The organism is Mesobacterium pallidum (genome assembly GCF_019966535.1).
GTDB classification, from domain to species: Bacteria; Pseudomonadota; Alphaproteobacteria; order Rhodobacterales; family Rhodobacteraceae; genus Mesobacterium; species Mesobacterium pallidum.
This window is the reverse complement of sequence record NZ_JAIMID010000033.1, coordinates 1-22,498: the sequence shown is the minus strand read 5'-3', so window position 1 is coordinate 22,498 and position 22,498 is coordinate 1. Positions and strand designations below refer to the sequence as shown.

General features: G+C 62.0%; 19 protein-coding genes and 1 pseudogene. 13 read left to right on the top strand and 7 right to left on the bottom strand.

Translation table 11 applies throughout. The annotated features are described in order from the left end of the window. Positions 1–6: 6 nt before the first annotated feature. The 4 genes from MF270_RS26460 to MF270_RS26445 all read right to left on the bottom strand — a co-directional run bounded on the left by MF270_RS26460 (position 7) and on the right by MF270_RS26445 (position 4,655). Complete coding sequence (locus MF270_RS26460; RefSeq protein ID WP_238368627.1) at positions 7–1,386, bottom strand: hypothetical protein; 1,380 nt, start codon at positions 1,384–1,386, stop codon at positions 7–9. After that, positions 1,383–3,218: a site-specific integrase gene (locus MF270_RS26455; RefSeq protein ID WP_238368626.1), complete on the bottom strand. Its 1,836-nt coding sequence runs from the start codon at positions 3,216–3,218 to the stop codon at positions 1,383–1,385. The genes MF270_RS26460 and MF270_RS26455 overlap by 4 nt, the downstream gene beginning before the upstream one ends. A 65-nt stretch (positions 3,219–3,283) precedes the next feature. Then, on the bottom strand, positions 3,284–3,757 hold the full coding sequence (locus MF270_RS26450; RefSeq protein WP_238368625.1) for a hypothetical protein: 474 nt from the start codon (positions 3,755–3,757) through the stop codon (positions 3,284–3,286). Positions 3,758–3,860: 103 nt separating this feature from the next. After that, the gene (locus MF270_RS26445; RefSeq protein WP_238368624.1) at positions 3,861–4,655 is read right to left on the bottom strand and encodes a hypothetical protein; all 795 of its coding nucleotides are present in this window, start codon (positions 4,653–4,655) and stop codon (positions 3,861–3,863) included. A 969-nt stretch (positions 4,656–5,624) separates the two neighbouring features. On the opposite strand from MF270_RS26445, the gene MF270_RS26440 reads away from it, so the two are divergent. The 6 genes from MF270_RS26440 (at position 5,625) to MF270_RS26415 (ending at position 9,972) form a co-directional block, all read left to right on the top strand. Further along, positions 5,625–5,792 carry a hypothetical protein gene (locus tag MF270_RS26440; RefSeq protein ID WP_238368623.1) on the top strand — a complete coding sequence of 56 codons (168 nt, stop codon included), beginning with the start codon at positions 5,625–5,627 and terminating at the stop codon, positions 5,790–5,792. Between the two features lie 42 nt (positions 5,793–5,834). After that, a complete protein-coding gene (gene hmgA / locus MF270_RS26435) occupies positions 5,835–7,184 on the top strand; it encodes a homogentisate 1,2-dioxygenase (RefSeq protein WP_238368622.1) in 1,350 nt (449 codons plus the stop codon). Beyond that, the gene (gene maiA / locus MF270_RS26430) at positions 7,181–7,810 is read left to right on the top strand and encodes a maleylacetoacetate isomerase (protein ID WP_238368621.1); all 630 of its coding nucleotides are present in this window, start codon (positions 7,181–7,183) and stop codon (positions 7,808–7,810) included. The genes hmgA and maiA overlap by 4 nt, the downstream gene beginning before the upstream one ends. Positions 7,811–7,824: 14 nt before the next feature. Further along, positions 7,825–9,078, top strand: coding sequence for a fumarylacetoacetase (fahA, locus tag MF270_RS26425; protein WP_238368620.1), 1,254 nt, complete (start codon positions 7,825–7,827; stop codon positions 9,076–9,078). Continuing rightward, positions 9,053–9,343, top strand: coding sequence for a hypothetical protein (locus MF270_RS26420; protein WP_238368619.1), 291 nt, complete (start codon positions 9,053–9,055; stop codon positions 9,341–9,343). The genes fahA and MF270_RS26420 overlap by 26 nt, the downstream gene beginning before the upstream one ends. A 323-nt stretch (positions 9,344–9,666) precedes the next feature. Beyond that, on the top strand, positions 9,667–9,972 hold the full coding sequence (locus tag MF270_RS26415) for a hypothetical protein (protein ID WP_238368618.1): 306 nt from the start codon (positions 9,667–9,669) through the stop codon (positions 9,970–9,972). A 40-nt stretch (positions 9,973–10,012) separates the two neighbouring features. On the opposite strand, the gene MF270_RS26410 is transcribed toward MF270_RS26415, so the two are convergent. Then, the gene (locus MF270_RS26410; protein ID WP_238368617.1) at positions 10,013–10,795 is read right to left on the bottom strand and encodes an IclR family transcriptional regulator; all 783 of its coding nucleotides are present in this window, start codon (positions 10,793–10,795) and stop codon (positions 10,013–10,015) included. 39 nt (positions 10,796–10,834) lie between these two features. Here MF270_RS26410 and MF270_RS26405 point away from each other — a divergent pair, with 39 nt between their 5' ends. From MF270_RS26405 to MF270_RS26385, 5 genes and pseudogenes are all read left to right on the top strand, one after another. Further along, on the top strand, positions 10,835–12,790 hold the full coding sequence (locus tag MF270_RS26405) for a TRAP transporter permease (protein WP_238368616.1): 1,956 nt from the start codon (positions 10,835–10,837) through the stop codon (positions 12,788–12,790). Positions 12,791–12,813: 23 nt separating this feature from the next. After that, positions 12,814–13,845, top strand: a complete 1,032-nt coding sequence (locus MF270_RS26400) for a TAXI family TRAP transporter solute-binding subunit (RefSeq protein WP_238368615.1) — start codon at positions 12,814–12,816, stop codon at positions 13,843–13,845. Between the two features lie 57 nt (positions 13,846–13,902). Next, entirely contained in the window at positions 13,903–15,546 is a 1,644-nt protein-coding gene (locus MF270_RS26395; protein WP_238368614.1) for an alkaline phosphatase family protein, read from the top strand. A gap of 4 nt (positions 15,547–15,550) precedes the next feature. Beyond that, positions 15,551–17,305: a SulP family inorganic anion transporter gene (locus tag MF270_RS26390; RefSeq protein WP_238368613.1), complete on the top strand. Its 1,755-nt coding sequence runs from the start codon at positions 15,551–15,553 to the stop codon at positions 17,303–17,305. Positions 17,306–17,720: 415 nt separating this feature from the next. Continuing rightward, positions 17,721–19,105: pseudogene (locus MF270_RS26385) on the top strand (IS1182 family transposase). Positions 19,106–19,246: 141 nt separating this feature from the next. Here MF270_RS26385 and MF270_RS28300 read toward each other — a convergent pair. Then, on the bottom strand, positions 19,247–19,369 hold the full coding sequence (locus MF270_RS28300; RefSeq protein ID WP_272490899.1) for a hypothetical protein: 123 nt from the start codon (positions 19,367–19,369) through the stop codon (positions 19,247–19,249). 3 nt (positions 19,370–19,372) lie between these two features. Next, positions 19,373–20,266: a LysR family transcriptional regulator gene (locus MF270_RS26380; protein WP_238368612.1), complete on the bottom strand. Its 894-nt coding sequence runs from the start codon at positions 20,264–20,266 to the stop codon at positions 19,373–19,375. Between the two features lie 103 nt (positions 20,267–20,369). Here MF270_RS26380 and MF270_RS26375 point away from each other — a divergent pair, with 103 nt between their 5' ends. Both MF270_RS26375 and MF270_RS26370 read left to right on the top strand, forming a co-directional pair. Next, positions 20,370–21,263 (top strand): pirin family protein, encoded by an 894-nt coding sequence (locus tag MF270_RS26375; RefSeq protein WP_238368611.1) that lies wholly within the window; start codon positions 20,370–20,372, stop codon positions 21,261–21,263. Positions 21,264–21,299: 36 nt separating this feature from the next. Continuing rightward, a complete protein-coding gene (locus tag MF270_RS26370) occupies positions 21,300–22,388 on the top strand; it encodes an NAD(P)/FAD-dependent oxidoreductase (RefSeq protein ID WP_238368610.1) in 1,089 nt (362 codons plus the stop codon). Positions 22,389–22,498: the final 110 nt, after the last annotated feature.

The following is a 22,498-nucleotide window of genomic DNA, read 5'->3' as shown; positions in this document are numbered from 1 at the left end:
ACCATCTTATGCATCATATGCGTCGAAGATGTCGTCGATCTCTTTCCCGGCGGCTGCGAGTGATGCCTGCTTTGCCCTGTCACCGGTGTATTTCTTGCGCGCCTGCTGCGACGTGTGATCATTCATGAGCATACCGGCCAAAGTTGCGTCCTCGCTGATCGCGAACACGACGTCATAGACGATGGATCGGCAGATGTGAGCGCCGGTTCCGAACTCCGAGGACCAGACCTGCGACACGTAATTCTCAGCAACGAGCGTGCCATCTGGATGGATGAATAGCGGCCATTCTTCTTCCCCGGCCGCGTCGCGCAGGGCGTCGAGGTATTTTGGGTCATCATCCTGAAGCAGGCGGGCGTCGACGAAATGCTGCACGCTCGGATGAACCGAACCGGGGTAGTCCTCTCGACCGGGACGATACCGTGTCTTGCGCAACTTGTAGTCCCGCAGGCGATAGCGGCCCTCGGCCCACACCAGATCGCGGCCGAACCTGAGATCATGCCATTCACGGCGAAGGGGTGTCAGCGGAGGCACCGCGATCGCCATGGCTCTGTTGCGTTTGATAACACGCCTTGCCGGGTTGGTTTGCTTTGCCACGTCTGCGAGAATAGCTTCGGCGCGCGGATGAATCGTCGTGATATCGATCGCGGCGAGGGCTGCGAATTTCCGTGCGGTTTCCACGCTTGCCCGGTCCCGCAGCTTTTGGAGGAGCTTATCGAGTTGCTTGACCAGGGCCTTCGGGTAGGCCTTCGAGAACCGCAGAAAATCCCTGAGATCGGCGAATGTCGCGATGATCGTTGACGTGCTCAGTGGCGCGCCCCGGGCGGAAATTCTCGTCGTCTCATAGGTATAGAAATTCCGGAGCGAGGCTATTTCGAAGTCCAGCGCCAGCCCGCTTTCTCGCAGATACCAGCCGTATTGGCAGAGCTTCCGGGTCATGCGGTAGTAGAGATCCGGCACTAGCTTGATTTCGCCATCTTCTCTGCGGTCCCGGATCCGGGCCAGGTGCTGTTGCCATTCCGCCGGAAGGTCTTCTGGATAGAGTGAGATGGTCCGTTCATAGTAGCGACGCGGCTCACGCGAGATGCCGGCGAAGCGCGCACAGGCGGTCAGGGACTGTTCTGCCGCACGCAGGGACGCAAGCGGCAGGGCTTCGGGTCCGTCGGTCTTGATCATTGCCGCGACGGCATTGCCGATGGCGGCGGCGCCGTCATTGAGGCGAGCCCACACCCGGCAATCTGAAGGCGTGAGTTCCGCGCAGCCATGTTCGATCATGAACTCGACCAGGCTGTCGAGTGCCTGCAACTCCGCGAGCGGCATGCCCAGCAGGATGGGGGAAGCCGCGTTGGGTTGCCAGTGCGGCTTCGCGAGGATGACGTGGCGGGTCATTTTCCGGCCAAAGCCTCCGCCAGGAGATCCTGCACTTCTTCGAGCTTCTGTCTCTTGTCGATCCACCCATAATAGGTGTCGAGCACGCCTACCGAGCAGCCGAGATAAGAGGCCGCCCGCCCTCGGTTGCTCCAATTCCGCGCGAGCAGCAGCGTCGCGAAGCCATGCCGGAAATTGTGCGGGAACATCGGCAAGCTGATCTCTGCGCTGCTTCGGGTCAGCCATTTGTAGAGCATGGACCCAGCCAGAGGACGGGCGGATTTCTCAGAGACGAACAGGTGCGTGGCCAGTGCGCACTCTTTCTTCTCGCAGTAGTCTGGGTCGGCAAAGTCGAAGAGCGGCCGCGCTGTCTTCAGATACCAATCGAGCACCTCGTAGCCGCAATACTTGTCATCCCGGATGTGGATGGGGGGCAACTCAACATACTCGCCTTTCATGTCTTTCTGCGCGACCCGTAGCTCGAACAACTTCCTTTCACCTGCCGTCTTGCGGAAAAGATTCTGCCCGGTGCCGCTACACTCTGCAGCCAGCGCACTGCCTTTCCGCAAGCCGGCGCCCCGGATCTCCAGCGCGGAAAAGGCCGCGCAGGTGGCAAACCGCCGCGCGGCGCGCAGTTGGGATTTAGTAAGGGTCTTGTCCGTCGCGAGGATCTCTTTCGCCCGATCCTGGTAGAGCACATGTTGCCGCAAGAAGGTCCGGACATCGGCGGGATTGTGAATGAGGCTTTCGCAGAACGTTCGGTTCTTGGCGGACATCTTTTCGCCTGCCGCGTGACCTTCTTTCAGGTGCGGGTTCTTCTTCAAGTTCTTCCGCCACGTTTTGGTCTTGAGGCCGTTGGCCTTGCCGATCTGGGCGACGATGCGGACGTAATCCGCGGCAGACCGAAGACTGAACCCGGTATCCGTTTCGGACTGGTCGATCCAGTGGCGGATGGTGGCGATGCGAACCGGGGTCTCGAACAGCGAGTCGAGACAGTTCAGCGACGCCAGGTCCGCAACGCCGGTTTCCTCTGCGGCCCGGGCCAGTGCAACCAGGGCCCCCCGATAAGTCTTGGCCGTCTCCTGATTGAAATTCTCGGTGCAACTCTCGGAGACATCATCATAGGTGCGCTGGTCGTAGCGTGCCGCTTCCACCATCTCGGCGATCATCTTGCGCACGGACTCGGGTACAGGTGTGCGTGCCTTTGGGACGAGGTAGTCCGTGTCGAAGTCCGGTGGCAGATGCGCTGAGATCTGCGGGAAGACGCGGTGGCGGGCAAGCGCTCTGAGAGCTGTTGCCGACGCGTCTCGCTCGTGGGCGGGCATTTGATCCAGGAAGGGCGGAACGATGTCAGGGGTCAGGTCCATCGGGTCGATACCGGCCGCTCTTGCGCGGTCGGAAAAGGTGCGGATCGAGCCAAATGTTCCGGGATGCACCGGACCGTGGTCTTTCGAGAGGTCTTCCAAGAGGGCCAGGAAAGGGGTCCAGCCGTCGATGCGCTCCCGCAATGCCATCTTCGCAGCGACGAGACCAAGGGTGGTCCTGATCCGGCGGCGGACGACCTCGCGCCACTTGCCATAGCTGCCCTTCGACTTCCAGAAGTTCCGACCTGCATCTGGCAACGGTCCGGCCCCGATCTGCTTGAGCGACGGAAAATTCGCGTCGAACCAGGCCAGGAGGTCGACCTCGTCGCCATCCAGGGTCGAAAGTGGTGCGTTGAAATACTCGGCCACCCGCGCAATACGGTTGCGTTCGGTTTCGTTGACGGTCTCGTCGAACACCGTTTGCATGGTTTTTGAGGTAGGCACTGCAACGGCCGTGGCGACCTGCGAGGCATCTGAGAAAAAACCCATTCGGTATTCCTTGTCGGGTTGTAGGGAGGCGGCCGACGTTCCGGACGGCCGCGCGATCTCGGGGCTCAGTCGGACTTAGGTGCGGCGGCGGTTTTGGGGAAATTCGCGAAAAGGGCCTTGGTGCGCTTGACGCCAGTGTGCCCCAGAAGCTGGGCTGCCGGGATCGGGGAGTGGGGGGGCGCATTCGTCCGGGAGAGAAGGCTCGCCTGGACGTAACGGATCCGCATGACGGACATGCCGAGCGCGAAGATGTACCTCCGGATGGCGCGGCGGACGGCGTTGCGCCAAGCTTGGTAGGCTTGGGCACTGGTCCAGGGTGTCTTGGCACCGTCGAAGCCGCCGCTCGGAAAGTGCGCATCGAACCCGTCGATGTCCGCGGGAATCTTCTCGAGGGGCCTGTCGAGGTCGGTCTCGAGCCGGCGCAGGGCGGACTGTCGGCGCCGATCGGGTTCGTGCTCGAACACTTCCCGAAGCGTGAATGGCGCTTGGGCGAGCGGGTTCGCAACGATGCGGCTTTGGTATTTGGTCTTGGGAGCCATGGAATTTCCTTTCAGCGGGTTCGAGGAGAAGATTGGTCGCTTGGTGTGCAGACGAAGCGAAAATGTGCACTCGAGTCGAAATATCCGGGAACTAAGCAACGCCTTATGTTCCCGACAGTTTCGCCTCGGCCGGCGCCACGTGCAGGCCATCGCCTCGGCGTGCATTTGCGCCGGATGCTGTGCAGGAGAGCTGCGTTTCAGACTGGGCGGCCGCGCGTGTCATGGTGTCTGCGAACAGGCCGCGAGACGCGCCCCCCATGGAGGAGGGCGCGACATCCGGCATTACGACATTTGTCTCTTTGGCCTGGAGATCTTCCTCCGAAGCGTGTTTTTCTTCTGAGGATGCGAGCCTGTGCGCCACGTCCGAAATGATGTAGCGGATGCGCCCATGGGTGATGATCCGGGCCGGGAGATCGCCCGTGTCCGCGAGGATCGCGTCGATCCGGGCTTGCGGGACCTTGAGATGCCGCGCCAGGCGCGAGGCGGGGAGGGCGTGTCCCTCGATCGGGGCCAGACTGTGAAAGGCGTTTCTGGGGCTTGCCAGCAACTGCTCGACCTGCGCGTTCAGCATCAGGTTCCGTCGTGGTCCGAATGCATAAAGCGGCGGGTAGGGGTTGCCAGGGGTGCGTAGAGCGTCACGGAGGTCGTCGCTGGAGAGACCGAACCGTTCCGCAACGTCAGTCACCCGTATCAGGCCTCCACCGAGCATTTGTTCCTCGGCCGCATCCGATGGCGACAGACCGAGAAGGTGCTCATAGATTCGCAGCATGGGGTACTTGTTACCAAGCGGCTGAATCCCGAACCGGGCGATGAAAGTGGCAACAGAATTGCGCGAGAGCGTCGACCATGCGCTCAAGTCGAGGAGCGTCGCGGCATGAAATCGTGTGAAGGGAAGCATGGGCATCTCCTGTTTTGCAGGAGATGGTTCCGATCGCAGAGTTACAAAAACGAGGGGTATCCGCAGATCGTTTCGATCGGCTATGCGGACCTTTCTGCAGTTGGCTGCCCATGCGTCCCAGCCGCCGTGACAGCGCATGCCATCGTAAGAGTGGGCGGATAGCGAACCTTAGCCGCAAGCGCAAACCTGCCAAGAGCCCCCCGGCACAAGCCGACATTCGGCAAGCAGCCAGCACGCTTCCGTCTCTATCGGAAGGTGGGTGGATTTCGGTCCCTGGCATTACCAAGCGGACCGGAATTTTTTCGGCACAACAACCGGAGCCGGAAGGACCTTGCCCTAACCCAGCACATGTCTGCTGCAGAACCTTCCCTGTCGAAAGAACGACGATCTTGGCTGGAATTCTTTCTGCGTCTCACTCAGCGCGAGCGCCAGTTGCGCAGGAAGCGCCCATTGCATAGCACGCCCGGCCCGAAGTCGACCTTCGCAAGGGCGCTCATGGCTGCAGTGCGGCTGCGCCGAAGCGGTCCTTCTTGGCGCGATGCAGCATTTTACTTCTTGTCGAGATTGGCATGCTGGACGAAGCTGCGGTTCCGCGCCTTGCAGGGGCGGTCTGCGTTTCTCGAGGCCGAGATTTTGTTGCGCGCAAGCCTGAAACATTGGGCGGTTTGCACCCCTATCTGCGGGTTTACTTCTTCTTTCCGGCATCTGGTTAAGCAATCGCGTCATGGTCAACGAGGTTCCAAGGCAAACCCGCAGCACGGTAGAGGCGTTTACCCAAGCGCGGGTAGTCGCACACGTCTCTTACCAGTCGCTCACCGACAACGATGCAGCGTAGCGTGTCCTTGCTCGTGTTAAGTATCGAGTGGGCCAAGCCGCCCTTTCGGTAGCCAATGAAATCAGCTGGTCCGATCGGGTGTTCCTCCTCGCCGATCAAAGCCGTTGCCTCGCCCTCCAGATGCACTCGTTCTCATGATGATGGACATGGTGCTCGGTAGTCTCGCAGCCCGCCTCGACCTCGATCGGCATACTGAGCGCCACGGCGATCCGGCAGAAATTTCTTTGCCTGATACAGCAGGCATTTCACTTGGTGAAACGCCGTCTCGACTGTTCCATCAAGCGAACCGTAATCTTGGGTGATGCGCGGTCAAGACCCGAAGGCCCAGCTTGAGGAGACGCAAGATGAACGCCCCAGAGAAATCCGGCTTGAGGCAGGCCGATGGCTTCACCACCACCCCCGGCTACATGCCGGGTTTCGGCAACGATTTCGAGACCGGGGCGCTGCCGGGGGCGCTGCCGCAAGGCATGAACTCGCCGCAGAAGTGCAACTATGGCCTCTACGGCGAACAGCTTTCGGGGACGGCTTTCACCGACGTGCGACCCGAGCGCACCTGGTGCTACCGGATCCGGCCCTCGGTCAAGCACAGCCACCGCTACAAAAAAATCGACCTGCCGTATTTTCGCTCGGCCCCTGACATTCACCCGGAGGTGACCAGCCTTGGTCAGTATCGCTGGGATCCGGTGCCGCATACGGATGAGCCGCTGACCTGGCTGACCGGCATGCGCACCATGACCACTGCGGGCGACGTGCACACCCAGGTGGGCATGGCCAGCCACATCTACCTGGTCACCGAGTCGATGGTCGACGACTATTTCTTCTCTGCCGACAGCGAGATGCTGGTTGTGCCGCAGGAGGGTCGGCTGCGCTTTGCCACGGAGTTGGGGATCATCGACCTTGAACCCAAGGAAATCGCCATCATCCCGCGCGGTCTCGTCTACCGCGTCGAGCTTCTCGACGGTCCGGGGCGCGGCTTCGTCTGCGAGAACTACGGTCAGAAATTCGAGCTGCCCGGCCGCGGGCCCATCGGCGCCAACTGCATGGCCAACCCGCGCGACTTCAAGGCGCCAGTGGCGGCCTTCGAGGATCGCGAGGTACCCTCAACCGTCACCGTGAAATGGTGCGGCCAGTTCCACACCACCAAGATCGGACAGAGCCCGCTCGACATCGTCGCCTGGCACGGCAACTACGCGCCCTACAAATACGACCTGCGCAATTACTGCCCTGTTGGCGCGATCCTCTTCGACCATCCCGACCCGTCGATCTTTACCGTGCTGACCGCGCCCTCGGGACAGGAAGGCACCGCCAACATCGACTTCGTGCTGTTCCGTGAACGCTGGATGGTGATGGAAGATACCTTCCGCCCGCCGTGGTATCACAAGAACATCATGTCCGAGATGATGGGCAATATCTATGGCCAGTACGATGCTAAACCACAAGGTTTTGTGCCCGGCGGCGTGAGCCTGCACAACATGATGCTGCCGCACGGACCGGACCGCAACGCCTTCGAGGGCGCCTCGAACGCCGATCTGAAACCGGAAAAGCTCGACAACACCATGTCGTTCATGTTCGAGACCCGCTTCCCGCAGCAGCTCACGCAGTTCGCGGGCAAGGAGGCGCCGCTGCAAGACGATTACATCGACTGCTGGGCGGATATGGAGAAGAAGTTCGACGGCACGCCGGGCAAGAAATGAGGCTCTATACCTATTGGCGGTCGACCACCTCCTACCGGGTGCGGATCGCGTTGAACCTCAAGGGGCTGGCTTACGAGCCGGTCTCGATCAATCTGGTCGAAGGCGACCAGTCGTCGTCGGACTACGCCGCGTTGAACCCGGGGCTTGGCGTCCCGACGCTTGTTCTGGACGACGGCACGGTTCTGACTCAGTCGATGGCCATCCTCGACTGGCTGGAGGAAACCCATCCCGATCCGCCGCTCCTGCCCAAGGACGCCATTCAGCGGGCAAAGGTCCGCGCCGCCGCCCTGACCATCGCCGCGGATGTTCATCCGGTGAACAATCTGCGCGTGATTGCGCGGCTCAAGTCCATGGGCCACAGCCAGCAAGAGGCCGTGGACTGGATGAACGACTGGATGCAACGGGGCTTCAAGGCCTTCGAGAAATTGATTGCGCCCGACAAGGACTATTGTTTCGGCGAGACACCCGGACTGGCCGATCTCTGCCTCGTACCGCAACTCTACAACGCCCATCGCTGGGGGTGCGATTTGTCGGCCCTGACACGGCTGACCGAGATCGAGAGGCGTTGCCTGGACCGTGCGGCTTTCGATGCGGCCCGCCCCAAAAACCAACCTGACGCACATTGACGAAGGATATTGCCATGACTGAGCTTGTCCGCTCCTGGGTCGAGTCCGCGAATGACCCCGAAAGCCCCTTTCCGCTGAACAACCTGCCGTTTGGTGTTTTTTCTGCTGCCGATGCGCCGCACTGTGCCGTCGCCATCGGCGAGAAGGTGCTTGACCTGGCCGCGCTTCAATCCGCAGGTCTCCTGCCCGACTACGGCTTCGACGAACCGGCGCTGAATACCTTCATGGGCAAGGGTAAACAGGCCTGGGTCGACGTGCGCAAAACGCTGACCAACCTGCTGCGCGACGGCGGCGAGACCGACGCGGTGCGGGGCGCGCTCCACGACATGGCTGACGTCACCATGCACCTGCCGTTCACCGTGACCGAGTACACTGATTTCTACGCCGGCCGCCAGCACGCCTTCAACGTCGGCTCGCTGTTTCGCGATCCGGCCAACGCGCTGCCGCCCAACTGGCTGCACATTCCCATCGGCTACAATGGCCGCGCCTCGACGGTGGTGGTCTCGGGCACCGATTTCCACCGGCCCATGGGCCAGTTGAAAGGCCCGCAGGATGAAAGGCCACGCTTTGGCCCCAGCCAACGGCTCGACATCGAGTTGGAGATGGGCGCGGTCGTCGGCACGCCCTCTGAGATGGGCCAGCCCGTCAGCGTCGACGAGGCCGACGACATGATCTTCGGCTACGTGCTGCTCAACGACTGGTCGGCGCGCGACATCCAAGCCTGGGAATACCAGCCGCTCGGGCCGTTCCAGGCCAAGGCCTTCGCCACCACCATCGGCCCCTGGGTGGTCACCAAGGCAGCGCTGGAGCCGTTCCGCTGCGCCACCCCGCCGCGCGAACACGAACTCCTGCCGCACATCAAGGACACCGGGCCAATGCTCTATGACATCGACCTCAGCGTGACCATTGCCGCACCGGAGGGGGATCCCACGGAGCTCTGCCGGACCAATTACAACACCCTGTACTACTCGGCCGCGCAGCAGCTTGCGCACCACGCCTCGTCCGGTTGCGCGATGCGGACCGGCGACCTGTTGGGTTCGGGCACGATCTCGGGCCCCGAAAAGGGCATGTTCGGCTCGCTCCTGGAGATGACCTGGGGCGGCAAGGACCCGATCACGCTCGAGGGCGGAGCGACCCGCACCTTCATCGAGGACGGCGATACCCTGGCTTTGTACGGTCACGCGCAGGGTGACGGCTACCGGATAGGTTTCGGTCCCTGCGTCGGGACCGTGTTGCCCGCGCATGGTGATCCGCGAGTGGCATCATGACCACCGACATCATCTGGCAGCCATCGAAGGCGCGCATTGCAGATTCGGAAATCACCGGCTTCGCAGCATCACCCGAGGCATTCTGAGCCCGCTCTGGGACAATTTCAGAGTCATCGGCGACAAGGGCGGCGCGCCATTCGTGACCGGCGGCGACATGCTGTCCACCCGCTGCTTCTCCGGCGCCAGAGTGAACTTCGCCGAGAACCTCCTGAACACCGGCGCGGACCGCGACCCCCAAGGCCCCGGCGCTGGATTTCCGGGGTGAAGACAACGTGCAGTTGACGTGGTTCTGGAACTGCAATCCCATATCTCGCGGCTGCAATGGGCGCTGACCGAGGCGGGGGTCGTTCCGGGCGACCGCGTAGCGGGATGATTGCCGAACCGCCCCGAGGCGGTTGCAGCGAAGCTGGCCACGATCTCGCTTGGGCTCGTGTGGTGATCGGCCTCGCCGGATTTCGGTGCCCTTGCGGTGTTCGACCGCTTCGGCCAGATCGAGCCCAAGGTGCTGTTTGCAACCGACGGCTACTGTGCGGATCGGCACGGCGGAGACATGCCGAGGTCGAGAAGTTCCACGAGGTCAAGGAAGCCGTGGTCATCGGGCAGGACACTGGCGACGACGTGCGCGTCGTGTCGTTCGTGACGCTGGGGCCCGGCGCGAAGTTGACCGAGACCCTTAGCAAGGAGATCAGAACCGCGATCCGGCAGAGCTCTTCGCTGCGGCATGTGCCTGCCGTGATCCTCGCGGTCATAGACATCCCGCGTATCAAAAGCGGCAAGATCAGCGAATTGGCGGTGGGCGACGTTGTGCACGGACGCGTTGTCAAACACACCGACTCGCTGGAGAACCCCGAAGCGCTTTTGTGCATCCCGGACCTGTCGGCCTTGCGTCTCTGAGCATCCGCCACGAGAGACGGGTTATCAGGGGCAAGCCGCGTCAGGCAAGGGCGGCGTAATCCCGGCCAATGCTATGCGCCGTTGCTTGAAGGCGCAGGAGGTGGCCTTTGGCGACGGCTTCGACCGTTTGATCGCTGGCGTTCCAAACCAGGTTGACCGCGCCGACCACCTCGGTGCCGGCCCGGATTGGGACCGCGATCGCCGCCGGAAGCTCGCCATAATCCACTGCTCGGCCCCAATGGCCTTCGGCCCGAGCGGCATAACCGTTTCGGGCAATGGCATTCAGAATTTTCGGCAGTTGTGGCAGGGCAGCGGTGTCGTCACGCGGCAGGCGTGGCACCAGGTCCTTCAGCACAGCAGCGCGGTCCGACGCTGTCAGGCCCGAGAGATACGCACCGCCCAGGGCCGACAGGATCGGCGAGGGGCGGAATCCGACCGCATCCGGATAGACCGCATGCTTCTTGAATACGCGGGTGGTATCGACAATCTCGGTCCGGCCCCCGCCAATTGCGGCAGCCAGATCGACACCCAGCCCGGTTTCCTCGGAAAGCCGAACTATTCCTTCCTTGCTGACGGCCACGAGCCTGTCGACCAGGTCCGGCATACCGCCAGCCTGCGGGAAAGCAGTGCCGAGTTGATAGTACCCGTCACTGCTTCTGCGCGTCAGCCAGCGGCGGTTTTCCAGCGTCGCACAGATCCGCAACAGCGTCGGCTTCGACAACCCTGTACGGCCTGCAAGAGACGCAAGGGAAATGGCGCCCGAAGTGTGGATGACTTCAAGCACCGTCAGCCCCCGTTCGATGGATCTGTTCAGCTTCAGCATGATTCCCGTTTCACCTAGTGTAACACTTCATCGCTAAAAATGCAGCAAATCGATATCTTTTCCATCATGCTCACCAAGCCTCGAATCGAAAATCGCAGGCTGGCCGGTGACTGCAACACCAGGGAGGAAATCGTGTCGGAACTCAGGAAAACCGCCTATCTGGATCACGCCGTGACCGGGCTGTCGCTCTTGGTCATCGGGGTGGTGTTCTATGTGTCGGTCTTCGGCGTCTTCTCGGATTCCTACCTGCGGGTCGGCATGTTGCTGGCGGGCGGTCTGCTGATCATCCTTTCCGCATTGGACCGGTCGGGCAGCCTTCTGGACCGGGGTCTCCTGGTGATCGTGGCCCTCGGCCTGTCGCTGAGCGTCTATCAGTACTTCCGCGCCGCCGAAGAGATCGAGACCGGGCTCTACTTCCTGACCTCGAGCGATATCTGGATGGGATTTCTCGGCCTCATCGCGGTGATCGAACTGACCCGACGCTCGGTCGGGCTGGTGATGGCGGTGGTCGCCGGCGTGTTGCTGACCTATGGCGCTTTCGGTCATCTGGCACCAGGGTTCCTGCGCCATGCGGGCATCTCGACCGAAGAATTGATGACCGTGCTGTGGTATTCCTTCGACGGCGTTTTCGGGCGTCCGATGGCAACGGTCGTCTCGACTATCTTGATATTCATCGTCTTTGGCGCATTGCTTGAATTGCTGGCCATCGACCTCGTGCTCGTGCGGCTTGCCATGGCTGCCACCGGGCGGGTGCGCTCCGGCCCCGCCGCTGCGGCCACGGTCGCCAGTGGTTTGTTTGGGACGATTTCGGGCTCTGCGGTGGCCAACGTCGTAGGCACCGGGGTCATCACCATTCCGCTGATCAAGAAACGCGGGTTCTCGGCCCGGTTCGCGGCGGCGGTGGAATCCGCGGCCTCCAGCGGCGGCCAGATCACCCCGCCGATCATGGGCGCCGTGGCCTTCATCATGGCCGATGTCACCAGCGTGCCGTATCTGACCATCTGTGCCGCCGCGGCCGTGCCCGCATTGCTGTACTACGGTGGCCTCTTCGTCGCCATCTCCAGCGCCGCTCGTAACATGGACTTGGCCGACGAGCCGCGCCCAAACATCTCGTTCAACTGGCGCGAGCTTGTGCAGATGGGCATCTTCGTGCTGGCGCTCGCCGGCATCGTCGTGACAATGGTCGGCGGCTCGTCGCCTGCCTACGCCGGCTTTGTCGGCGTCACGCTGGCCGCTCTGCTGGGTTTTGCCGTGCGTCCCGATCTGCTGTTCAACGGGGCCGCCTGGGTAAAGTTTATCCGCTCCGCCGGCCTGATCTCGGCCCAGCTTGTGGTCATCGTCGGCGCCGTGGGGATCGTCATCGGCGTGCTGAATCTTACCGGCGTGGGGCTGCGCTTTGCCTCGCTGCTGTCGAGCCTCGCGGAAGACCAGTTGATCATATCGCTGATCCTGATGGCCGTCGCCTGCCTCCTGCTGGGGATGGGGATGCCGACGGTGCCGGCCTACCTGATCATCGTGCTGGTCATGGGACCGTCGCTGCAGAAACTCGGCGTACCGATCGTCCACACGCACATGTTCGTGCTCTATTTCGGCGTCTTGTCGGCGATCACCCCGCCGGTCGCGCTCGCCGCCTTTGCCGCCGCACCAATCGCGGGCTCAAGCCCGATGATGACAGCATTGGAGGCGTCGCGGCTGGCGTTGCCTGGCTTCGTGATCCCGTTTGCCTTCATCTACCAACCCGCGCTGCTGCTGGGGACAGGGTTTCCGCTGGCGGAGTCGGCGCAGGCAATCGTCTTTGTCCTGCTCGCCACGATCCTGATCTCGCGCGCTTGCTATCCACGCAGGGGCAAGGCCTACATGTTGCCGGTGGGTCTGGGACTGGCCGTTGCGCTGATCTTCTTCGGGCCGTTGGTCTCGTGGATCGCCGCCGTGGCCGCGGTCGGGCTGATGTACATCGACCGGCTGGAGATAACCGCCAAGAACCAAGTTTCATGATCGCAATGGAGGAAAAAACAATCATGAAGACCACAACCCTTAATCGCCGTAGCCTATTGGCCGGCACCGCCGCCGCCGCGACGCTGGCCATGCTGCCCCGCGCCGCTTTGGCCAAGGAACTGCTGCGCATGTCGACGCTGGGGCCGGGCACCAGCCCGAACCTGGTGATGACCACCTTCGCCAATATCATCAACCGCGAGTTGCCGGACTACGAGATCCAGATCAACGCCACAGGCGCCGCCACCCGCCACGTGCTCGAAGTGGCGATGGGCAAGACCGCGTTCTGCATGTCCTCGCCGGCACTGCATGCGCTGATGGCGAACCAGCGCGCCATGTTCGAAAAGATGGACCAGGCACCGGAACTGTCCAAGAAGCTGCGCACCGTGCTGAACTTCCCGATGGGCGTCTACCACATCGCGGTCTACGACTCCTCGGGCATCACGTCGCTGGATCAGGCCAAGGGCAAGCGGGTTTTCCTCGGCCCTCCGGGCGGTGCTGCCTATTCCACCATGGAACGCCTGTTCGAGGCGGTCACCGGCTTGAAGGCTGGCGAGGATTACGAAGCGGTCAAACTGGGATGGGACGCCGCAGCCGCGTCGTTCCAGGACGGCAACCTCGACATCTATTGCAACCCGACCAACGCGCCCAGCCCGGTGCTGACCCAGATCGCGGTGACCAACCCGATCCGTTTCCTCGGCATTCCTGCGGACCAGCTGGAAACCGACGCGATCAAGGCTCTGGCAAACCGCCCCGGCTTTGGTCTCGGCACGCTTCCGGCGGGGGTCTACGGCGACAACCAGGTCAACGATCAGGACACAACCACCCTGCGCGTCACCGTCGGCATCGTCACGAACGAGAGCGCTGATGAGGCGATGATCTACGACATGACCAAGACCTTCTTCGAAGGCGTGGCCGAGATGCGCGACGGCGCACCGTGGCTCAAGGCGATCACGCCCGAGGGCGCGGTGGCGGATCTCAACATGCCGCTGCATCTCGGCGCGCTGCGCGCGCTCGAAGAGCTTGGCGTCACGATCCCCGATATCGCGCGCGGGTAGACAAGCAAACAGCCGGGGCGGCAGCGCCCCGGCCCGACTATCAGGTGGGCCCCGGTCATGACCAAGAACGTTCTCTTCATCATGTGCGATCAGCTGCGCTGGGACTACCTGTCCTGCACCGGGCATCCGCATCTGCATACGCCGAATATCGACGCCCTTGCGGCCCGCGGGGTGCTCTTTGACCGTGCCCATGTGCAATCCCCGATCTGTGGCCCGTCGCGGATGTCTTTCTACACCGGGCGCTATGTCAGCTCGCATGGGTCAACTTGGAACAACATCCCGCTGAAGGTCGGCGAGATGACGCTGGGCGACCATCTCCGCCCACTGGGTGTGCGCACCACTCTTTGCGGCAAGACCCATATGGCGGCCGATGTCGAGGGCATGAAGCGCCTCGGCCTCGCGCCGGACAGCGAGATCGGCGTGCGGGTCGCGGAATGCGGCTTCGAGCCCTTCGAGCGCGAGGACGGGCTTCACCCCGACGGTGGGCGCTATCCCCGCAACGAGGCCTATGACGCCTTCATGAAGGCGCGCGGCTGGCAGGACGACAACCCCTGGGAAACGGTCGCCAACAGCGCCGAGGACGAGGATGGCAACATCCTCAGCGGCTGGTTCATGGACAATGCCGACAAGCCCGCCCGCGCCGCCGACGAGGAAAGCGAGACGCCGTACATCACCTCGCGCGCGATGGACTTCATCCGCGAAGCCGGGGTTACACCCTGGTGCCTGCACCTGAGCTATATCAAGCCGCATTGGCCCTATATCGTGCCCGCGCCCTATCACGACATGTACGGCCCCGAAACGCATCTCGACCCGGTGCGCAGCGAGGCCGAGCGCGACACCCCCCATCCCGTCTATGGTGCCTTCATGGAGGAACGCGTGAGCCGCGCCTTCTGCGACGATGGCACCCGGACCCGCGTGCTGACTGCCTATATGGGGCTGATCAAGCAGATCGACGACCAGATGGGCCGGTTGATGGCGTTTCTGGACGAGCAAGGCCTGACGGACGAGACGATGATCGTCTTTACTTCGGACCACGGCGATTACCTCGGCGATCACTGGATGGGCGAGAAGGAACTGTTCCACGACGCTTCGGCCCGCATCCCGCTGATCGTGGTCGACCCGCGTGCAGAGGCCGATGCCACCCGCGGTCTGAAATCTTCCGCGCTGGTCGAGGCGATCGACGTCGTTCCGACGATCCTCGATTACTTCGGCGGCGCGGCAGTGCCGCATATCATCGAAGGCCGTTCGCTGATGCCGTTGCTGCACGGCCAGACCGACAGCCTGCGCGACGTTGCGGTCTCGGAATACGACTACTCCATGCGCGACGTCCGGCGGCGACTGGGTGTCGAGGTCAAGGACGCCAAGCTGACGATGCTGTTCGACGGGCGCTGGAAGTATATCTTCGCCGAAGGGTTCCGCCCGATGCTCTTCGACCTGCAAAATGACCCTGCCGAACTGACCGACCTCGGCGCCGATCCGGCGCATCGGGCAGAGTGCGCCCGCATGGAAAAGCTGTTGTTTGCCTGGGCACGCCGCACATCGCAACGCACAACCCGCTCCGACGCGTGGATCGCAGCCCGAGACCCGAGCCTGGGCGAAGCGAAGGCGGGCATCCTGATCGGCTATCGCAACGAGGACGAATTGCGCGAGGTTCTCGGGCCGGACGTGGTCCGCGCCGGGAAAACTAGTAAGGCCGGATGATCCGATGGCCTTGGCGCGCGCTGTCCTGCAGCGCCTCTCTCCTGTAAGGCCATGGGTCCTTGAGCAGACGCCAGCGTCCTGGAAAGCCGACGCGCTTGCCGGGCTGACGGGCGCCACCATCGTGCTGCCGCAGGGCGTCGCATTTGCCATAATCGCAGGGTTGCCGCCGGAATTCGGGCTGTTCACCGCGATCATCGTGACCGTCGTTGCCGCCCTCTGGGGATCGTCGCGCGTCATGGTCTCGGGGCCGACCACCGCGATCTCCGCCGTGCTCTTTGCCTCGCTGAGTGGCTTGGCCGTGCCCGGCAGCGAGACCTATATCGCGCTGGCGCTGGTGCTGACCTTCCTCGTCGGCGTGCTGCAACTCGCGGCGGGGATGGCGGGGCTGGGCGGGCTGATCGCCTTCATCTCGCATTCGGTCATCGTCGGGTTCACCGCCGCCGCGTCGGTCCTGATTGCCGTGTCACAGCTTGGCCCGGCGCTGGGTCTTGCGGGCGGCGAGGGCGGTGTGCTGCATCGCCTGTCGCGGATCGTGGCGGACGCAGGAACATTGAACATCGACGCGGTGATCATCTCGGCGGTGACGCTCGCCAGCCTGATCGCCTCCTTCCGCATCAGCCGCCGCCTGCCGGGCTACATCATCGCGCTGGTGGCCGGCTCGCTCGCCGCCGTCCTGCTTGGCGCCGAAGTGGCAATGTTCGCGCCGCTCGATGCGGTGTTGCCGTCGTTCGAGGCACCGGACCTGTCGATAGGCACAATAGGCGCGCTGCTGCCCGCCGCCGCGGCCGTGGCCTGCGTCGGTCTGCTCGAGGCAATCTCGATCGGCAAATCCTTCGCCATACGGCGCGGCGAGACCTACGACAGCAATCAGGAAATGGTCGGCCAGGGCCTCTCAAACCTCACCGGCAGCTTCTTTCACTGCTACGCGGGGTCCGGCTCCTTCACCCGCTCCGGCCTGAACGCGGAAAGCGGTGCGGCCTCGCCGATGTCGGCAGTCTTTGCCGCGGGTTTCCTCGTGGTCCTACTGCTGCTGCTTTCGCCGTTCGTGCGTTTCGTGCCGGTGCCCGCCATGGCGGCAATCATCCTCTACGTCGCCTGGCGACTGATTGACATCGCCGAGATCCGCCACATTGTCGCGACCAGCCGGTCCGAGACCTTCATCCTTGCTGCCACCTTCCTGACCGGCATCCTCTCGGGGCTCGACTTCGCCATCCTCGTCGGCGTCGTCGCCTCGCTGTCGATCTTCCTCAACAAGAGCGCGCATCCCTTGGTCGCGGTCGGCGCTCCGACAGAAGTGAATGGCCGACGGGTTTTTATGAATGCCGAGTCCTTCAACCTGCCGCAATGCCCGCAAATCCGGTTCGTGCGCATCGAAGGCCCGCTGTTTTTTGCCTCGATCGAGCATGTTGAGCGCGAATTTCGGCGGATGGAGGAAAAGGACGGTCTGAAGACTTGCATCCTGAACCTCAAGGGCGTCGGGAAGATCGACCTTTCCGGTGCCGACTTCATCCTGTCCGAGGCGCGCCGCGCGCGGGCGCATGGCAACGATCTTCACCTGATCGCCGCCAATCCGAGCGTCCTGAACGTGCTCAAACGGCTGCACTGTCTGGACGAACTGGGTCCAGACAACGTGCATCCGCACAAGTCGGATGCCATCCGACCGGCCGTCGCCCGGGCGTCCGACCCGATCTGCGCCGGTTGCGAGATCCGGTGTTTCAACGAATGTGCGGACAAACCGGGCGCGCAACCGACGGCCTGAACGGCTCGGGCCGATGTCGGGTTGGCATCCAGGAGGGTTGTCATTTCAGTCGAGGGCAACGAAAGGCTCGCTTGCGGCCAAGAGGCGGTTGGCGTTTCGAGTGGGTTTTGTACCGCGTAAGTCGACGGGTTTTTCCGAACGTCTCGAAAGGGAAGGCCTTGTCAAAGACGCTGCAAAAAGCGCGTGCACGTTAGACAACGCCCCCTTTTCGCGCCTCATTGAGTGTATTCGCGTTAGCTTGGCTTTTGCAATGCAGCGAAGGACCGGTCTGGTGATGCCGCGCCGCGGCATCCACGTTGGCGGCCAAGGTCTCCTGTGGGCCGTCAGCCTTCAGGGAAGAAGGGCGTATTCCGTTGAAAAACTCGTGCTTGATCGAGGTGCCTTTTAATTCCCTCACCGGGTGGGAGGATCGGCAATGATGGGACCGCGGCAGGAGGCGCAGCCGGCGCTGTTCTACGAGTCCTCGCTGGAAGATTACGTCCCGCCAGATCAACTTCTGCGCTCGATTGACCGGTTCGTGGATCTGTCTGGCATCCGCGCTTACCTCGCCGATTTCTACAGCCATACGGGTCGCCCGTCTGTCGATCCAGAGTTGCTGATCCGCATGCTATTGGTGGGGTATTGCTTCGGCATCCGGTCGGAACGGCGGCTCTGCGCGGAGGTGCATCTGAACCTCGCATACCGGTGGTTCTGCCGCCTGGACCTTAGCGACCGGGTCCCGGATCACTCGACTTTTTCGAAGAACCGGCACGGCCGGTTCCGTGACAGTGAGCTGTTTCGGCATCTGTTCGAGACGACCGTGGCGCGGTGCATAGACGAGGGACTGGTTAGCGGCCAGCGCATGGCAGTTGATGCCAGCCTTATCGAGGCGGATGCGAACAAGCAGAACTCATCTCCGAAGGAGGACTGGGACGTCAGGCAGATCGATCTGGCTGACGCGCCCCGGGCCGTTCGCGAGTATCTGGACGTCTTGGACGAAGCCGCATTCGGCGCAGCAAGCGAGGTTCAGCCCAAGTTCAGCTCGCATTCCGACCCGGCGAGCCAGTGGACTGCGGCACGTAAGGGACCAGCCTTCTTCATTTATTCCGACAATTACCTGATCCACACGGACCATGGTGTCATCCTGGACGTGGAAGCGACAAGATCGATCCGGCAGGCTGAAGTAGGATCAACCAAGACCATGCTGAGGCGCGTGGAGGCCAGGTTCGACCTTCACCCTGAACGCCTGATCGCGGACACCGCATGCGGCACCGGGCCGATGCTGGGCTGGCTGGTCGATCGCAAGATCGCCCCGCATATCCCCGTCATCGACAAGTCGGGGCGCAATGACGGGACCTGAACCCGCGCCGACTTCGAGTGGGATGCAGAAAAAGACCAATACATCTGCCCCGAGGGGCACGAGCTGAAGCAGTTCCGCCGAAATTATCCGACCCCACCCGAGGGCCGACCGGCAAGGGGACCGCCCGCTATCGGGCCCTGAAAGAAGTCTGCCAAGCCTGCCCATCCAAGGCCATGTGCTGCCCGAACGCGGATGCTCGCAAGATCACCCGCGAGGAACATGAAGACGCCCGACAGGTTGCCCGCGACATCTCCAAGACCGACCAATACGTAATCTCGATGAAGCTACGAGAGAAGGTCGAGATGCTCTTTGCCCACCTCAAGCGCAAACTCGGCCTGGGACGGTTCCGACTACGCAGCCCATGCGGCGCAAATGACGAATTGCTCCTCGCGGCCACCGCTCAGCACCTCCGGAAACTGGCCAAGATCCTTCCTGCACCGCAGCAACCGCGGCAGGCCTGATAGGAAAGGCATTCACGGTCGACTCAGGCGGCGAATTACTGCGGTCGCATGCGGGTGTTTTTCCACGGAATCGGCGGATTGCCGACTTTCGCTTCGACTGCGAAATCGCGTGTGGATTTCGCCGAAGCTGCCATTCGACTGTCAGGGGTCCCATGATGCATTTGTCGGCATCACAGGGATAGCCGGAGCACTACTTTCATAAAGGGTCAGGAGCAGAAACGCATCGGGAAATCGGCTATCAAAGCCGACCTTCACGATATACATGCCTTACGCAGCAAGGGCTTCAAATTCTCTCCAAAGCAATTCCGCTACGGCGCGGACGATTGGTTTGGACTGGCGAAACGCATAGATGGTGACGTCGAAGGCAAGATGCGTGTGTGGTAAGTCTATCTCGCACAGCCGCCCTTGCTTCAACTCCTCTGCGATCATGTGTTCTGGCAGGCGGCCCCAGCCGAGGCCCGCGATCAGAAGGTGCTTCTTTGTGTGGAGATCGCTGACGTACCAGCGGCGCTGGCCTTTCTGGACGCCGATTTCGCGGTCGAACAGCCCTCTGGCTTGCCCGCTGTCGCTTGCGATGACCTGATGGAAGCGCCGCATGTCCGAGAGCCGCTTGGGATTGTCCATCTCAGCCCAAAGGGATGGTGACGTAACATTGCGCAACGTCGATGTCCCGAGGGGGATGTAGTCGAAACCCTCTTCCTCGAGCATGATCGAGGACATTGGCGAAATCGCGATTGACGCAGTTTCCGTTTTTAAGGCCTCGATGGCGCCGGACAGAACCTCGGGGCGCAGGATCACGCGGGTCTCGGGAAAGTCCGTTTGCAGTTTGCATAAGATGAGGGTCAGCGCGTTGAGGTTGGTGCTGGTATCCACCGCGATCGTGATCGTTTCTTCCTGCCCTTTCTCGAAATGCTGGATCAACTGACCCAGATCCTCCGCCTCCGTCAAAACGCGCAAGGATTGAAGATAAACCCGTTTGCCGACGGGTGTGAGTTCAAGCCGATACCCCGACCGGTCAAACAATTCGGTTCCGGTCTGGAATTCCAGGGCCTTCAACGCCTGGCTGATCGCTGGCTGCGTCCGGTTGAGGCGTTCGGCGGCCGCTTTGACCGAGCCGGTTTCAACAACGGCGCGCAAGACGTTCAGTTGATCGAGTTTCATCAGGCACCATAAGTTAATAATATCTTATGTAGATACTAAAAAAGTATAAATATCAATCAAGTTCTGCTTCGCCTATCTCCGGATCAACAACCGGAGCAATCCAATGAAACAAGTTTCTTTCCAAGAGCCAGCGCAGCCCGATCGGGTCGGTACATTTACCATCGCACGTGCCCTTCCGAACCGGGCTGTGAACGCGGTCGGCCCGTTCCTGCTTCTCGATCATCTGCCCAAGCGCAAAATTGCTGCCGGTGAGTTGCCCGAGCCCGATGGCAGCTTCGCCCATCCCCATCGGGGTATCGTGACCTTCACCTATGTCATGGAAGGCGCAATGACCCATTTCGACAGCCTGGGAAACAACAGCACCGTCACGGCGGGAGGCGTGCAATGGATGAACGCGGGCAACGGCATTATCCATGACGAAATGCTCGCGACGCCCGTGCGCCGTGATGGCGGGGTGCTGCATTCCTTTCAATTCTGGATCAACCTGCCCGCGCCGAACAAGATCGAGCCTGCGCAATACATGCCCGTCTCATCCCCGGACCTGCCCGTTGTTATGCTCGCGGGTGGGCGTGGGGAGGTCAAAGTTCTGCTTGGCGGTTATGATGGGCAATCCTCGCCCATCCCCACCTATGCGGGCGAATTTATCTGGCACGTCAGGATCGAGCCGCTTGCGACGGTCGATATCGCCTTGCACGCCGGTCTGCCTGTAGCGGGATTCCTGCCGACGCATGGGGCCGTGGTCGGTGATGCCAAGATCGACGCTCATACCCTCATCGGATTGGACGCCCGGGGGGGGACGTTGGAGATAACCAACCCGGCTGTTGAACCGCTCGATCTGCTGCTGTTTGGCGGTGAGGCGATCACCGACCCCATCGCCATGCGCGGCCCGTTTGTCATGAACAGCGACGGCGAGCTGACCGAGGCGTTCCGCGAGTATCGCGCCGGGAAATTCGGACAGATCACCTATCCCGCCGATCACGCCGCCCACAAATCATAGAACAACGCCGCAAGGCCCCCAAGAAGGTTAGAAATCATGTCACAGAAAATTGCCATTGTCGGCGGCGGTCACGCAGGTGCCGAACTCGCGAAGTCTCTCGACGACACTGCGGAAGTCACATTGATCGAGCCGCGCAGTCACTTCGTTCACGCGCCGGCCATGATCCGCGCGGTTGTCGACCCTTCGCTGCTGGATCGCGCTCTCATTCCCTATGATCGGCTGCTCACGAACGGCAGGGTCATCGCGTCCAAGGCAAAAGCCATAGACGCCAAGGGTGTCACGTTGGAGGACGGCATTCGGGTAGAGGCGGATCAAATCGTTGTTGCCACCGGATCTGGCAACGCCATTCCCTTCAAGCCTCAAGGCGCCGATATCGCGGGCCTCAAGGCGGACAACCAGCGCATTCACCAGCAACTCAAAGCGGCGCGGAACATCGGCATTGTCGGGGCTGGTGCCGTTGGCACCGAGCTTGCGGGCGAAATCGCCTATGCCATGCCGGACAAGAAGGTGACGTTGATCTCAAGCGACGAGGCGTTGTTCCCGACGATGCCATCAAAGCTGGGCACCTCTTTGGCTGCGAAACTGCGCAAGGCTGGCGTCACGCTCATTCTTGGCCAGATGGCGGAGAACCTGAAAAGCTTGACCGAGCCTTATGCGGGCACCCTGCAACTCGCCGATGGGTCACAGCACGGCTTCGACCTGATCTTTCCGGTTATCGGATCGCGCGCGCATTCCGAGGTGCTTGAAACGCTTAGCGGTGTCCAGAAAACGACGGCAAACCGGATCAAGGTCGACCCGTGGATGCGCCCATCCTCGCTGCCGAACGTTTTTGCGGTGGGTGATGTTGCCGATGCAGGCGACGCCATGACGATCGTCGCCATCAGCCGCCAACTGCCTTGGCTCAAGGCGACGCTGGTCGGATTGGGGCAGGGCAAAACCGTCGAAGGCATAAAACCTTACAAGCCATGGGGCAGCAAGGCGCCGATCCTTGTGCCGCTTGGCCCCAAACAGGGGAATTCCTTCCTTGGTTTCTTCACCGCAGGGGACTTCCTGACCAGCAAGATGAAGGGCGCGGACCTGTTCCTCAAGAAAAGAGCGAAGCTGCTGAACCGGCCCGAAAGCTGATCAGCTCGCCACTTAACCAACCCTTCCGAAAGGTGAATAGCCCCGCGTTTCTTAGACGCCTTCGGCTCTCAGTTTCCGCTGCCGTTCGAACTCGACGGGCGACAGCATCC

Coding starts and splice junctions, on each gene's coding strand:
- MF270_RS26395 (WP_238368614.1), top strand. CDS start 13,903: ATGACCAAGAACGTTCTCTTCATCATGTGCGATCAGCTGCGCTGGGAC.
- MF270_RS26420 (WP_238368619.1), top strand. CDS start 9,053: ATGGTGATCCGCGAGTGGCATCATGACCACCGACATCATCTGGCAGCC.
- MF270_RS26455 (WP_238368626.1), bottom strand. CDS start 3,218: ATGGGTTTTTTCTCAGATGCCTCGCAGGTCGCCACGGCCGTTGCAGTG.
- fahA (WP_238368620.1), top strand. CDS start 7,825: ATGACTGAGCTTGTCCGCTCCTGGGTCGAGTCCGCGAATGACCCCGAA.
- MF270_RS26445 (WP_238368624.1), bottom strand. CDS start 4,655: ATGCTTCCCTTCACACGATTTCATGCCGCGACGCTCCTCGACTTGAGC.
- MF270_RS26405 (WP_238368616.1), top strand. CDS start 10,835: ATGCAGCAAATCGATATCTTTTCCATCATGCTCACCAAGCCTCGAATC.
- hmgA (WP_238368622.1), top strand. CDS start 5,835: ATGAACGCCCCAGAGAAATCCGGCTTGAGGCAGGCCGATGGCTTCACC.
- MF270_RS26440 (WP_238368623.1), top strand. CDS start 5,625: ATGATGATGGACATGGTGCTCGGTAGTCTCGCAGCCCGCCTCGACCTC.
- MF270_RS26400 (WP_238368615.1), top strand. CDS start 12,814: ATGAAGACCACAACCCTTAATCGCCGTAGCCTATTGGCCGGCACCGCC.
- MF270_RS26375 (WP_238368611.1), top strand. CDS start 20,370: ATGAAACAAGTTTCTTTCCAAGAGCCAGCGCAGCCCGATCGGGTCGGT.
- MF270_RS26390 (WP_238368613.1), top strand. CDS start 15,551: ATGGCCTTGGCGCGCGCTGTCCTGCAGCGCCTCTCTCCTGTAAGGCCA.
- MF270_RS26370 (WP_238368610.1), top strand. CDS start 21,300: ATGTCACAGAAAATTGCCATTGTCGGCGGCGGTCACGCAGGTGCCGAA.
- MF270_RS26410 (WP_238368617.1), bottom strand. CDS start 10,795: ATGCTGAAGCTGAACAGATCCATCGAACGGGGGCTGACGGTGCTTGAA.
- MF270_RS28300 (WP_272490899.1), bottom strand. CDS start 19,369: ATGTATATCGTGAAGGTCGGCTTTGATAGCCGATTTCCCGATGCGTTT.
- MF270_RS26450 (WP_238368625.1), bottom strand. CDS start 3,757: ATGGCTCCCAAGACCAAATACCAAAGCCGCATCGTTGCGAACCCGCTC.
- MF270_RS26460 (WP_238368627.1), bottom strand. CDS start 1,386: ATGACCCGCCACGTCATCCTCGCGAAGCCGCACTGGCAACCCAACGCG.
- maiA (WP_238368621.1), top strand. CDS start 7,181: ATGAGGCTCTATACCTATTGGCGGTCGACCACCTCCTACCGGGTGCGG.
- MF270_RS26380 (WP_238368612.1), bottom strand. CDS start 20,266: ATGAAACTCGATCAACTGAACGTCTTGCGCGCCGTTGTTGAAACCGGC.